This window comes from Sporosarcina aquimarina (assembly GCF_033253705.1).
Classification (GTDB): Bacteria; Bacillota; Bacilli; order Bacillales_A; family Planococcaceae; genus Sporosarcina; species Sporosarcina aquimarina.
Genome location: NZ_JAUBDH010000001.1, coordinates 83,521 through 98,316 on the forward strand (window position 1 = coordinate 83,521; position 14,796 = coordinate 98,316).

10 protein-coding genes are annotated in these 14,796 nt (G+C 42.9%); all 10 read left to right on the forward strand.

Translation table 11 applies throughout. The annotated features are described in order from the left end of the window. The first annotated feature begins 10 nt into the window (after window positions 1-10). The 10 genes from QT716_RS00470 (at window position 11) to narI (ending at window position 14,759) form a co-directional block, all read left to right on the forward strand. Entirely contained in the window at window positions 11-772 is a 762-nt protein-coding gene (locus tag QT716_RS00470; protein WP_317933703.1) for a PepSY domain-containing protein, read from the forward strand. Between the two features lie 290 nt (window positions 773-1,062). Next, complete coding sequence (locus tag QT716_RS00475; protein ID WP_317933704.1) at window positions 1,063-1,965, forward strand: chemotaxis protein; 903 nt, start codon at window positions 1,063-1,065, stop codon at window positions 1,963-1,965. A gap of 174 nt (window positions 1,966-2,139) precedes the next feature. Then, window positions 2,140-3,546, forward strand: coding sequence for an alanine/glycine:cation symporter family protein (locus tag QT716_RS00480; protein WP_317933705.1), 1,407 nt, complete (start codon window positions 2,140-2,142; stop codon window positions 3,544-3,546). Window positions 3,547-4,085: 539 nt separating this feature from the next. Continuing rightward, a complete protein-coding gene (locus QT716_RS00485; protein WP_317933706.1) occupies window positions 4,086-6,308 on the forward strand; it encodes a ribonucleoside-diphosphate reductase subunit alpha in 2,223 nt (740 codons plus the stop codon). Beyond that, the gene (locus tag QT716_RS00490; RefSeq protein WP_317933707.1) at window positions 6,293-6,742 is read left to right on the forward strand and encodes a flavodoxin; all 450 of its coding nucleotides are present in this window, start codon (window positions 6,293-6,295) and stop codon (window positions 6,740-6,742) included. Before QT716_RS00485 ends, QT716_RS00490 begins: the two co-directional genes overlap by 16 nt. Next, complete coding sequence (locus QT716_RS00495; protein ID WP_317933708.1) at window positions 6,712-7,749, forward strand: ribonucleotide-diphosphate reductase subunit beta; 1,038 nt, start codon at window positions 6,712-6,714, stop codon at window positions 7,747-7,749. The genes QT716_RS00490 and QT716_RS00495 overlap by 31 nt, the downstream gene beginning before the upstream one ends. Before the next feature lie 497 nt (window positions 7,750-8,246). Continuing rightward, window positions 8,247-11,924, forward strand: a complete 3,678-nt coding sequence (locus tag QT716_RS00500; protein WP_317933709.1) for a nitrate reductase subunit alpha — start codon at window positions 8,247-8,249, stop codon at window positions 11,922-11,924. Further along, entirely contained in the window at window positions 11,914-13,524 is a 1,611-nt protein-coding gene (gene narH / locus QT716_RS00505) for a nitrate reductase subunit beta (RefSeq protein WP_317933710.1), read from the forward strand. Before QT716_RS00500 ends, narH begins: the two co-directional genes overlap by 11 nt. Continuing rightward, entirely contained in the window at window positions 13,517-14,086 is a 570-nt protein-coding gene (gene narJ, locus QT716_RS00510; RefSeq protein ID WP_317933711.1) for a nitrate reductase molybdenum cofactor assembly chaperone, read from the forward strand. The genes narH and narJ overlap by 8 nt, the downstream gene beginning before the upstream one ends. Further along, window positions 14,079-14,759, forward strand: coding sequence for a respiratory nitrate reductase subunit gamma (gene narI, locus QT716_RS00515; protein ID WP_317933712.1), 681 nt, complete (start codon window positions 14,079-14,081; stop codon window positions 14,757-14,759). Before narJ ends, narI begins: the two co-directional genes overlap by 8 nt. Window positions 14,760-14,796 lie beyond the last annotated feature (37 nt).

Below are 14,796 nucleotides of genomic sequence, written 5' to 3' on the forward strand. Positions count from 1 at the left end.
GTGAACCGACATGAAAAAGAGCAGCAAGTTCATACTGCCATTCAGTCTAGTGTTACTCTTAGTCATCGCAGGTATATTCTATATGAAAAGCATCGTCTCACACGCGGATACAATCCCGTCTGAATCGATTAAGAGTCAACTAGAAACAATGTATAGTGGTAAAGTAAGCGACCTATTATTGAATGATGATATATATGGAGCTACACTTACCCGTGAAGGGTCTATTTACACAGTTCGTGTAGATGGTGAAACGGGTAAAGTTTTGTCCATGGTGTTAAAGGAACCGTCAACGGAGCTGGCTTCAAAGCAAAAAAAAGAGGCTGAAACTGCTGATAAAGACAAAAAAGAAAAAGACGAGTCTTCAGGTGTAAAGGACAAAGAAGATCCAAAGCCGCCGGTAAAGGAAGAGCCCAAACCACAACCTGAAACTCCAAAACCGAATCCGGTACAACCGAAACCTGACCCGAAGCCAAGTCCTAAGCCGCCGCAACAAAACAATCAGAACCAGCATAATAATCAGAACAACCAGAACCATCAGCATGAAAACAAACCTGCACAGCAAAATACAGTGATCATTAGCGAACAACGAGCAGTCCAGATCGCTTTGGGGCAATTGAATGGGGAAGTAGATGACGTTGACTTTGTCAAAACATCAGAGGGTGGCTACTATCTCGTTGAGATTGAGATAGACGTAGATGACGGACCGGATGAAGCAACCTATCAAATTCATGCAATCTCAGGGAAAATCATGTCTGTTACTTGGGATGACTGAGAAGGACAGAATGTATATAAAGGAAAACCGATCAGCCTGCGCTGATCGGTTTTTTAGAGGGGAATAGAAGATATAAAGGCTTTGCATGGTTTTATGAGCGGCCAGATGATTTTATGGTTACAGGATTATAGGCGAAATGGAGAATAGATGATTATATTTCACGAAAAAAGTGCAATGTCCCTCAAGCATTGGATACTTTATGCCGAAATAGACTAATAGAGACGCTATGTATGGAACAACAGACATATGAAAAGTCAAAAAATATGGATACGTGAAAAGGACTGAATGAAATGTCTTACGAAAATGGAATATTACTAGAAAGCGGAACGAACGAACTAGAAATTGTTGAATTTGAAGTGGCTGGGAACAAATATGGTATTAACGTCATTAAGGTGAAAGAAATTATTGTTCCTATGACTATTACCCCCATTCCTCACTCTGACCCTTCGGTAGAAGGTATCATTCAACTTCGTGGTGAAATTTTACCTGTCATCAATATGGAATGTGTTTTAGGCGCGGGAACATCTTCGGATCCGAAAAATGATAAATATATCGTGTCATCTTTCAATAAGCAGCAGGTTGTGTTTCATGTACATAACGTGACTATGATTCATCGTATTTCATGGGATTCGATTGAGAAGCCTACTGGAGCATACTCCTCTGGGACTTCCGCAATTATTGGCGTTATAAAATTAGGTGATGAGATGCTTCTGATGCTGGACTTTGAAAAGATTGTTATGGAAATCAGCCCTGAAACGGGGATACGTGTCGAAGAAGTTCAGAAATTGGGGCCCCGCGAACGGTCTGATAAGCGGCTGCTAATTGCCGAAGACTCACCGCTTTTACGGAAGCTCCTGCAAGAGACATTGTCAGAAGCGGGATATGATCGACTAGAGTTTTTTGAAAATGGGAAAGAGGCACTCTCCTATCTGGAGCGTGCATCAGAAAAAGGTGACATTGCTGATGAAATCCAATTGGTGATCACCGATATAGAAATGCCTCAGATGGATGGACATCATCTAACAAAACGAATTCGGGATCATAAAGGACTCTCCAAATTACCTATCATCATTTTTTCATCGCTCATCACGGATGATTTGAAACATAAAGGGATTAGTGTGGGAGCAGATGAACAAGTGAGCAAGCCTGAAATTGCAGATTTAGTTTTAAAAATTGACCAATTCGTACTATGAAAACTGATGACTTTGTAATGCTCCATAACTAGATATATAGTGTCAGTGGTTTAGTAAACCATCGGCACTATTTTTTGTGTCTAGATGCAGAAAAAAGAGGGTACAGAAGAAACGAGTTGAATAAGACGTAGAAATGATAGTATAGAAATAACAAAAAAGCGGAGGTGGAATTTGATGGTGACAGACTTTTTAGGCTGGGTGACGGGGTCGCTCAACGATTATTTGTGGTCTTATATATTAATCGGTTTATTGTTATTACTCGGAATCTACTTTACGATCGGTACAAAATTCGTTCAATTCCGTCTCTTTGGTGAAATGTTTAGACTAATCACAGAAAGAAAAGAAAGTGAAGATGGTGTTTCAGCATTCCAAGCGTTTACAATTAGTGCAGCATCACGTGTTGGAACCGGGAATGTAACGGGCGTGGCACTTGCCATAGGCATCGGTGGTCCTGGAGCCGTATTCTGGATGTGGCTGATTGCAATCGTCGGGATGGCAACTGCTTTCATCGAAAGTACATTGGCACAAGTGTATAAAGTACGTGACGGAGATACATACAGAGGCGGACCCGCATATTATATGCAGAAAGCATTAGGGATGAGGAGTCTCGGAATTGTTTTTGCTATTTTAATAACGCTTTGTTTCGGTTTCATCTTCAATGCAGTGCAATCGAATACGATTAGTCAGTCGTACTCAGACGTTTTCAATATTCCTGAGTGGGTAATCGGGGTTGTACTAGTTGTCTTGACGGCTATTGTTATTTTTGGCGGTGTAAAACGGATTGTTAAAGTCACTCAATTCATAGTACCCATCATGGCAATTATTTATCTTTTAGTCGCACTTTATATAGTAATTATGAACATTACTGAAATTCCTGCTATGTTTATGCTGATTATTGAACATGCATTTGGTATTAAGGAAATGATAGGCGGAGGAATTGGAGTAGCGATCATGCAAGGTGTTCGAAGAGGTCTCTTCTCTAACGAAGCCGGAATGGGCAGCGTACCGAACGCAGCAGCAACCGCAAACGTTACACACCCTGCTAAGCAGGGACTCGTTCAAAGCCTGGGTGTGTTCTTCGATACAATCGTTATTTGTTCAGCAACTGCCTTTATCATCCTGCTTGCCGGTCTTTACGACACTAGTGAGAAAGATGGTATTCTACTGACTCAAGCTTCTATGGCTGAACACGTTGGATCTTGGGCACCTTATTTTATTGCATTCGCTATTTTGTTCTTCGCGTTTAGTTCTATTATCGGGAATTATTACTATGGTGAAACAAATATTGAATTCATCAATGCACACAAAGTGTGGATGACTGTTTATAGGATTGCTGTACTTGGTATGGTGATGTTTGGTTCAATGGCGAAGGTACAAACTGTCTGGGATCTTGCAGACGTCTTTATGGGGTTAATGGCAATCTTGAACTTAATCGTCATCGCAATACTAGGACGTGTTGCATTCAAAGTACTAAATGATTTCACAGCGCAACGCAGAAAAGGACTTAATCCAAAATTCCAGGCTAAATCGATACCTGGTTTAAAAGGTACGGAATGTTGGGGCGAAGAACGACCAAAGTAACTTTTCATATTTGCAGAATGAAAAAACCTACTGGATGAACTATTATCCAGTGGGTTTTTTTGAAGAAAGTGATGTTTTTTCACAGTTATAAAGGAAATGGTTGCATTCAAAGTGTATAAATATTTCTTGATATTCTGCAGAGAAGAGATTCAAAAATAACTTCTTTGTTTATAAATAGATGCAACTGAAAACCAGTGCAGTTGAAAAGCGGAATAGGAAGAAAAAAGCAAGGATTTCGTCTCTAAATATTTTGAGCGGTACGAGTAACTGTCGACAGTGAAACTGTGATAGACTATTATTTCGTGGTAAAATCCCGGGTGCATTCAACTTGTAAGTAATGTGAAAAATTTTCGTCACTTTTTGCCTATTTACTGTTTTGACACAAGATGTTAGGGTAGATAAGTACATAACACACTATATATAGTGCTGATGTCGAAATGCCGCCATATAGGCTTTCGCAAGAAACTGACACAATGTGCAGTTCTTCAGCTCTTTTTTAATTGCACGATACTGAGAATAAATGGAAGGGGACAGTCGATATGACACTAACTCGTGAAACGAATAATACAACACGCGTACTTGAAACTTTGCAGGAGGAATTTGGTCTGGAACGAACGGCTCCACTAACTGAAGCGAGTAATAAATGGCTGGCTAAGCATCCTGAAGGTGCACTTTCTGAATGGACCAATGCAATGATCCTAGAATCGCTTAGCTATATTGACGAGGCTGCTAGCTATTGGACATTTGTTGCTGCACGACTCTACTTGCAAAAACTGTATGCAGATCAGCAACAGCATCGTGGAGTTGCTGTGTACACGGATTTCGCGGGTCACGTCGCGTCCCTTGTAGAGCAAGGACTTTATACAGAAGAATTGACGAAAAACTATACGAAAGGCGAACTGACAGCAATTGGCGGACTCATTCAACCGGAACGTGACAAGCTTTTTACGTATATTGGATTGAAAACACTTATCGATCGCTACGCAGCTGTGAATTACTCTAAAGTATCTGTAGAGTTGCCTCAGGAACGCTGGCTCGTTATTGCGATGACACTTATGCAGAATGAGAAAGAGGATCGTATAGGTAAAATCGCAGAAGCTTACTGGGCAATGAGTAACTTGTATATGACGGTTGCGACACCAACACTGTCGAATGCTGGAAAACCTCACGGACAGCTTTCTAGCTGTTTCATCGATACAGTCGATGATTCTCTTACAGGTATTTACAACAGCAATACAGATATTGCGAACTTGTCGAAATACGGCGGAGGAATTGGTGTGTACATGGGGAAAGTCCGTTCACGAGGTTCGTCTATCCGTGGATTTAAAGGGGCTTCAAGCGGTGTCCTCCCATGGATTAAACAACTGAATAACACAGCAGTAAGCGTTGACCAGCTTGGACAGCGTCAAGGTGCTGTCGCTGTCTATTTGGATGTGTGGCATAAAGATATCAATACGTTCCTGGATCTTAAATTAAATAACGGAGATGAGCGTCTTCGCGCGCATGATATTTTCACAGGTGTTTGTTTACCAGACTTATTTATGGAAGCTGTGGATGCTCGTGCAGACTGGCATTTATTTGACCCTCACGAAGTACGTACGGTAATGGGCTATTCACTTGAAGACTCTTATGATGAAACAAAAGGAGCAGGCACATTCCGTGAGCGTTACGAAGCCTGCGTGAACCACCCTGAAATTTCAAAAGACACAGTACCGGCAATTGAAATCATGAAACGTATTATGCGCAGTCAGCTAGAAACAGGAACGCCTTATATGTTTTACCGTGATGAAGTGAACCGAGCAAACCCTAATAAGCACGCTGGTCTTGTTTACTCAAGTAACTTATGTTCTGAAATCATGCAAAATATGAGTGCTACTGAATTTGAATCGGTCACATTGGAAGATGATATCGTAGTAACTCGTTCTAAACCGGGCGACTTTGTTGTCTGTAACTTGTCATCTGTAAACTTAGGGAAGGCAGTGCCGGCAGGTGTGTTGGAGCGCCTGATTCCGATACAGGTGCGTATGCTTGATAACGTAATCGACTTGAACAAAATTCCAGTCGTCCAAGCGCAGCGTACGAATAGCCGGTATCGTGGAATTGGACTCGGAACATTCGGATGGCATCATCTCCTTGCACTTCAAGGAATTCAGTGGGAGTCAGAAGAAGCCGTTGAATTTGCAGATGATCTATATGAGAAAATCGCATTCCTGACAATCCAGTCCTCAATGGAAATCGCAGCTGAGAAAGGCGCATATCCACTATTTGAAGGATCTGATTGGGAAACGGGCGCTTACTTCGACAAGCGTGACTATTCGACAGCTGAGTGGAACGAGCTTCGTAAAGACGTAGCTGAAAAAGGAATCCGTAACGGATATCTCATGGCGGTTGCCCCCAATAGTTCAACGTCAGTTATTGCAGGTTCTACAGCATCGATCGACCCTGTGTTCAAGCCGTTTTACCATGAAGAGAAAAAAGACTATAAATTGCCAGTTATTGCACCGGATTTGAATCACAATACGTACGATGTATACCGTCGTTCTGCATACATTGTTGACCAACGCTGGTCCATCAAACAAAATGCTGCACGTCAGCGTCACATCGATCAGTCGATCTCATTCAACTTCTATGTACCGAATAATATCCGTGCTTCTGTATTACTCCAGCTTCATCTGCAAGCATGGAAATCCGGGATGAAAACAACGTATTATACACGCTCGACAGCTTCAGAAATCGAGGAGTGCGAATGGTGTCATTCTTAATTGCCTATGCTTCTTGGAGTGGCAATACAGAAGAAACTGCGGAAATGATTGGGAAGACGCTAACGACAGGCGGTGCATCTGTTCAGATGCACCGTATTGGTACGGGCCCTGTTCCAGACTATCGGGATTTTGACGCTCTGATTGTCGGTTCATTTACGTGGGACAAAGGCTCTACGCCAGATGAAGTAAAAGACTTTGTGCTGGACGTAGGCGCAAAACCAGATCATGTATACGTATTTGGAACGGGAGATACTCAATTCGGCGGCGATGATCTATTTTGTAACGCAGCCGTAAAGTTAGCTCGTTTTTATAATTCAGCGTTTGATCCGCTGAAAATAGAACAAAGCCCACGCGGTGCACAAGAAGTCCGTGTTACAAATTGGGCAGAAGGAGTGCTAGAGCATTGGAGACACTTACAAGAGTTAACGTACTGAATCCAGCAAATCCGAACAAAGCAACTGCGATTTTTGGCGGAGAAGCCAGCGGTATTCTGAACTGGAATAACTTAGCGCACCCCCATTTCTATACATTACGTCAACGAATTCGTTCATTGTTCTGGACAGCAAACGAAGTGGATATGACACAAGACGTGAAGCAATTCGCGAATCTTTCAAAAGCAGAGCAAGATGCTTTCTTGAAGATTATCGGTTTGCTAGCTACTTTAGATGGCCCACAAACAGTAATCGCTATGAAGATTGCAGATTTTGCGACAGACCCATCTGTAAAATCGATTATGGCTACAATTGCAGATCAGGAAAGCGAACATAACCATAGTTATGCATACGTCTTATCGTCTGTAACAACATATGATAAGCAAGTAGCATCGTTTGAAATGGGACGTACGGATGAAGTACTAATGAAGCGAAACGAACGTATCGTTGAAATTTATAACGAATTTGCAACCAATCCCACAATCGAAACTGTATTGAAAGCAATGGTGTATACAACATTGCTGGAAGGACTATTTTTCTATAGTGGATTTGCTTTCTTTTATAACATGGCACGTCACCAAAAAATGGTAGGTACGTCAACCATGATTTCCTACATTAACCGAGACGAGCTGCAACATGGAAAAGCAATCAGTGATATTTTCCGCGCGGCACTTGCGGAAAACCCTGAGTATAATACAGAAGAGTTCACGGAATGGATTTACGACCAGTTCCATCATTCTGTTGAGCAGGAAACTATTTGGAGCCGTTATGTACTGGCTGACATCGAGGGTATAGACCTAGATGAAATGGATGGCTATGTAAAATATCGCGCAAACAAAATGCTGCGTATGCTCGGACTAAGTGAGATCTATCCTGAATTCATTGATAATCCCATGAAGTGGATTCGTGCTTATACAGATAACTTTGATGGTACGAAGACCGATTTCTTTGAGCAAACATCCCGTCAGTATGTTAAAACAAGTGATTTAAACGGATTTGATGATCTATAAGTAGAGAGAAAGCCGAGTAATCAGCGATTTGCTGATTACTCGGCTTTTTTATGACTGAATTTATTGAAGAAGAAAGTAGATTGGAACGTACCATTTGAAAAGCACGAGTCCATTCTCCACTTCCCTTATTCCTCGAAAAATCACTAACGAAATTGAAGTTTGAAATAGGACTATCCCTCATATATCTGCCTAGGCAACAACGGTATAATCAACTTGAAACAGTATTAAAAAACTCAGAACAGTCAATTTGACAAGTGAATTATTTAAAGTAAGCATGTGCCGTTCTGTAACCGAAGTCCACTCATTCCCTTTGAGTAGTAGAAATAAACTGATACTTTTTATCAATTTTCAGCTGAGAAAAAAGAACTGAATTTAGTAATAGGGAAACCCCTAATAGAAAATATTCAGAATAGATTATAGTATGTAGATATAGATGAATTTTAAAATGGAGCATCACTGCACGTCCTGTTAGCCATTAGAAGGGAGCATGAAATTCAATGAAGAAAACAAAGTTCAATTTGAATTACTTTAAACCTGTGGAGAAGTATTCAGGGAATTGGTCCGCGCTCGAAGAAAAGAACCGCGATTGGGAAAATATGTATCGACAACGCTGGTCGCACGATAAGGTTGTTCGTACAACCCATGGAGTGAACTGCACAGGCTCTTGCAGTTGGAAGGTATTCGTCAAGAACGGAATTATCACTTGGGAAAACCAGCAAATTGACTACCCTTCTTGTGGCCCAGAGATGCCAGAATTTGAACCACGCGGTTGTCCGCGCGGTGCCTCATTCTCCTGGTATGAGTACAGCCCGCTGCGTATTAAATATCCATACATACGAGGAAAGTTGTGGCGTATGTGGGGACAGGCGCTTGAAACACACAAGGATCCTGTCAAAGCATGGGCAAGTATTGTGGAAGATCCAGAAAAGTCCACAGAATACAAGAAAGCCCGCGGTAAAGGCGGACACGTTCGAATTCATTGGCGTGATGCCACGATGCTTATTTCCGCTCAGCTAATTTATACAATTAAAAAGCATGGTCCTGACCGAATTGCCAGCTTCACTCCAATTCCAGCGATGTCAATGGTCAGCTATGCCTCAGGAGCTCGATTCACTTCGCTTATCGGTGGGGAAATGCTCAGTTTCTATGACTGGTATGCCGATTTACCACCATCTTCTCCACAAATATGGGGAGAGCAAACGGACGTACCCGAGTCGAGTGACTGGTTTAACGCAGGATACATTATCATGTGGGGATCAAACGTTCCTCTTACTCGCACACCAGATGCTCACTTTATGACCGAAGTCCGCTACAAAGGAACAAAAGTTGTTTCTGTTGCACCGGATTATGCAGAAAGCGTAACACACGCAGATGACTGGATTGCGGCGAATCCTGGTAGTGACGCAGCAGTAGCACAAGCGATGACACACGTAATCTTAGATGAGTTTTATGAGAAACGAAAAGAACCGATGTTCTTGAATTACGCAAAACAATATACGGATATGCCTTTCCTTCTTCTATTAGATGAACACGAAGGAGCTTATAAAGCAGGTCGTTTCTTGCGGGCGAGTGATATCGGGCAAGAATCACAGCATGCGGAATGGAAACCGGTTATTTTGGATGAAAGCACGAATGAAATTATAGTTCCAAACGGCACGATGGGTCAGCGTTGGGAAGATGATGTGAAATGGAATCTGTTACTTGATAAAGAGGATGGAACACGCACCGAACCCGCGATGTCAATGGCAGACCACGGAGCAGAGTGGAATGAAATCCATTTCCCATTCTTTGATAACTTATCGAACGGAGTCTTTACCCGCCCGATTCCTTCAAAAGAGCTGACACTCGCTGACGGAACAACTCGCCGTGTAGCGACAGTGTATGACGTCATGCTTAGTCAATACGGTGTCCGTCGCATCGATCATGAGTTAGAAGCGAAAGACTACTTTGATAAAGAGTCCATTTATACGCCAGGATGGCAAGAGAAAATCACAAGTGTGAAACCTGAACTAGTCATACAGATCGCTCATGAGTTTGCTCAAAATGCCATTGATACGGGCGGCCGCTCAATGATTATTATGGGTGCCGGCATTAACCACTGGTTTAACAGTGACACGATTTATCGTGCGATTTTGAACTTAGTCACATTAACGGCTTCACAAGGCGTGAACGGCGGCGGTTGGGCGCATTACGTTGGTCAAGAGAAATGTCGTCCAATTGAGGGATGGAGTACGATTGCCTTTGCACGAGATTGGCAAGCACCGCCACGTTTACAAAACGCTACTTCTTTCTTCTACTTCGCAACTAACCAATGGAAGTACGAAGAGTCAGGAACACAGTCGCTGATGTCGCCGCTTGGCGGAAAAGCACGCTATGAGCACCCTGCGGATTACAACGTGCTCGCTGGACGACTTGGATGGCTTCCTTCGTATCCGCAATTTAATAGAAATAGTTTGCAGATAACAGAAGAAGCATCTAAAGAAGGTAAAACAACGACACCTGAAATTGTGGAGTATGTAAAAGATCAGCTCGTATCCGGAAAAATGGATTTTGCAATTGAAGATCCGGACGCACCTGAGAACTTCCCTAGAACTCTATTCGTATGGCGTTCAAACCTAGTATCCAGTTCAGCAAAAGGTCAAGAGTATTTCATGAAGCATTTATTTGGTGCGTCAGATGGCCTGCTTGCTAAACCGAATGAGCGTATGAAGCCGGAAGAGGTTGTTTGGCGCGATGAGGTGGAAGGAAAGTTAGACTTACTTGTTGCACTCGATTTCAGAATGACAACGACACCGTTATACGCGGATATCGTGTTGCCAGCAGCTACATGGTATGAAAAAGTTGATTTGTCATCTACGGATATGCACCCATTCGTACATCCATTCAACCCAGCAGTCGATCCGCTTTGGGAATCTAAGTCGGATTGGGACATCTTCCGTGCGATTGCAGAAACGTTCTCGAAAATGGCGGAAACGCATTTACCAGGTGTCTATAAAGACTTGGTGACGTCTCCACTTGCCCATGACTCGGTTCAAGAGATTGCACAACCGCATGGCGAAATCCGTGATTGGAAGAAAGGCGAAGTCGAAGCGATTCCAGGCAAAACAATGCCAGGTATGACAATTGTTGAACGAGATTATACACAAATCTACAACAAATACATTACACTCGGACCACTTCTTTCAACAGGAAAAGTTGGCGCGCACGGTGTTAGCTTCTCCGTTGCAGAAGAGTACGAAATGATGAAGGGTATTAATGGCGTGTATGAAGACGATAGCATTAAAGATGGCTTACCAAAGCTCAACACAGCAAAGCATGCTGCTGAAGCCATGTTGACACTGTCATCTGCAACGAATGGACGCGTTTCCCAAAAAGCATTTGTATCAGCTGAAGAAACTACAGGTGTTGAGCTGAAAGATATTTCGGCAGACCGTGCAGCAGAAAGATTTACGTTTGCACAGATTACCGCTCAACCGCGGGAAGTTATTCCGACGCCAGTCTTTAGTGGTTCTAACAAGTTAGGCCGCAGATACTCACCATTCACTACGAATATTGAACGAATGGTTCCGTTCCGCACCTTGACGGGAAGACAGCATTTTTACTTGGATCACGAAATGTTCTTAGACTTTGGAGAGGCGCTGCCAGTTTACAAGCCGACATTACCGCCGCTTGTTCTCGGACCTCACGATACACCAGTAGCTGGATCAGAAGATTCACTCGTACTTCGGTACTTAACGCCGCATGGCAAGTGGAATATCCACACGACATATCAAGACAACCAGCATATGCTGACGCTATTCCGCGGAGGTCCGACTGTTTGGATATCCGACGTAGATGCGATTGCACATGATATTGACGATAACGCTTGGTTGGAAGTTTACAACCGAAACGGAGTTGTTACGGCACGTGCCGTCGTCAGTCACAGAATTCCTAAAGGTACGATGTATATGTATCACGCGCAAGATAAGCACATTCAAGTACCAGGTTCTGAAATTACTGAAGAACGGGGAGGCAGTCACAATGCTCCTACCCGTATTCACATGAAGCCAACGCAAATGGTTGGCGGCTATGCTCAGCTCAGTTATGGATTCAATTATTATGGACCTATAGGAAACCAACGGGACGAATACGTAGCTGTTAGAAAAATGAAGGAGGTTAACTGGCTTGAAGATTAAAGCGCAAATTGCAATGGTGATGAATTTGGACAAATGTATCGGATGCCATACGTGCAGTGTGACATGTAAAACGACATGGACGAACCGTGAAGGTGCAGAATATATGTGGTTCAACAACGTAGAAACTAAACCAGGTATCGGCTATCCGAAACGATGGGAAGACCAGGAGATCTACAAGGGCGGATGGAATTTGCGAAAAGGGAAGTTAGAATTAAAGTCAGGTTCTAAGTTATCTAAAATCGCCCTTGGAAAGATTTTTTACAACCCGGATATGCCGGAAATGAAAGATTACTATGAGCCATGGACTTATGATTACGAAAAACTAACGACAGCACCCGACAGTAAGCATACACCTGTAGCGCGTGCGAAATCCGTTGTCACTGGCGACTATATGGATCTAGAGTGGGGCCCTAACTGGGAAGACCAACTAGCAGGCGCCCACGTGACGGGTCCAGAAGATCCGAATATCAAAAAGATTGAAGAAGAGATCAAATTCAACTTTGAAAATGCTTTTATGATGTACTTGCCGCGACTCTGTGAGCACTGTTTAAATCCAAGCTGTGTTGCGTCTTGTCCTTCAGGTGCAATGTATAAGCGAGATGAAGACGGTATCGTTCTCGTTGACCAAGAGGCTTGTCGCGGCTGGCGTTATTGTATGACGGGCTGTCCTTACAAAAAAGTGTACTTCAACTGGAAAACAAACAAAGCCGAGAAATGCACATTCTGTTTCCCGAGAATCGAATCAGGGTTACCGACAGTTTGTTCAGAAACATGTACAGGAAGAATTCGCTATTTGGGCGTCCTTTTATATGATGCGGATCGCGTATTAGAAGCAGCTGCAACTCCTGATCCAAAAGATTTGTATAAAGCACAGTGTGATTTATTCCTTGATCCGAACGATCCTGAAGTTCAGGAGCAAGCACGAAAAGATGGTATATCAGAAGCATGGATTGAAGCAGCTCAAAACTCACCGGTGTATAAATTGGCTATCGAGTATAAGCTCGCATTTCCATTACATCCAGAATATCGAACTTTACCGATGGTTTGGTACGTTCCGCCGCTTAGTCCAATCATGAACTACTTTGAAGGAAAAGATTCCATCAAAAATCCAGACATGATCTTCCCTGCTATTGAAGAGATGCGGATTCCGATTGAATATCTGGCAAACATGCTGACTGCAGGTGATACAGAAACTGTAAAAGGCTCACTGCAGCGGATGGCGATGATGCGTTCCTTCATGAGGGCACAATCTTCAGGTAAGGAATTTGACGAATCGAAGTTAGAGCGAGTCGGATTAACAGCCTCTACAACGAAGAAGATGTACCGACTGCTTGCAATCGCAAAATATGAAGACCGTTTCGTTATTCCAACCAGCCATGCTGAAGGACAGATGAACGTTTATCGTTCACAAGGTTCCGCAGGTTATACGGGCATGGGAACGTATGGAGAAGCAGCACCCCAGCCGGATAATAAATATAGCTATTCCGTTATGGGCTCAAATGGGAGCTGTGATGGATGCGGACCAGCGGAAGGTGCCCCGATGAAGACAGGTAAAGAAATTTACGAAGAGAACTTCTATGGGGGGATCTGGCGTGATTGATTTAGACCTTCTGTATGACAAAAAACAAGTCTTTGGTTTTTTTGCAAAGCAATTGTCTTATCCGGAAAAAGATACGTTCCATCCAAATGTGTTTGAAGGGTCGCTAAGAGAGTCCGACCCTTCTTACGCTGATGTGAAAAAGTATTGGGAGACGATGCAAACGTACAGTCTCGATGACATCCAAGAGTTATACACATATACGCTCGATTTTCAAAGCGATGCGACATTGTTCATGACGTATGTTAAATATGGTGACTCTAAAGAGCGTGGACAAATGCTTGCCAGGCTAAAAGTACTGTACGAAATGTTTGGCTTTAATATGTCGGATAGTGAACTATCAGATTTACTTCCGCTCATGTGTGAGTTCATATATATTTGCGATTGGAAAGGGGATCCTCGGGCACAGCAAAGTTTTTCGATGTTGCTTGCTGTGTTGGAAGATGGATCCTATCATTTAATGAAAGCGTTGGAGAAGTATAACAGCCCTTATCATTCGCTTGTGAAAGGGATGAGAGAGGAATTTAAAGCGTGCATCCGTCGGGAGGTTCCAGCCAATGACTAGTCAATTTTTATGGGTAATATTCCCTTACCTTTGTATAGTGGTTTTCATTGTAGGCCACATTTTCCGTTATCGACATGATCAATTCGGATGGACAGCAAAGTCCAGTGAATTCATCGAGAAAAAGCAATTGATGATTGGTAGTTTGCTCTTCCATATTGGAATATTTCCAGTAATTCTCGGTCACGTAGCAGGGCTCGGAATTCCAAAGGAATGGACACGCGCAATGGGAGTCAGTGATCATATGTATCACATAGGTGCAGTGTGGGGCGGCGGTTTCTTTGGAGTTGTGACGCTTGTCGGTATGATCATTTTGACAAGTCGCCGGTTCACCAACAGCAATGTGCGCCACTTGTCATCAGCTTCAGACTTAATCGTCAACTCATTCTTATTATTCATCGTATTCATCGGTGTTTACAGCTCACTTATAACGAATACGACAACGCCAGGTTTTGACTATCGTTCTACAATTTCTATTTGGTTCCGTTCGTTGCTCATTTTACAGCCGCAAGCTGAGTTTATGGCATCGGTTCCGATTGCGTTCAAGCTGCATATTTTAACGGGATTCCTTATTTTTGCGATGTGGCCGTTCACTCGCCTTGTGCATGTGTGGAGTGTTCCGTTGAATTACGTTGGCAGAAGTTATATTCTGTACAGAAAGCACAACAGGAATTGAGAGAGGCGTGATGAAACCTTTCTCTAGTTAGAGGGAG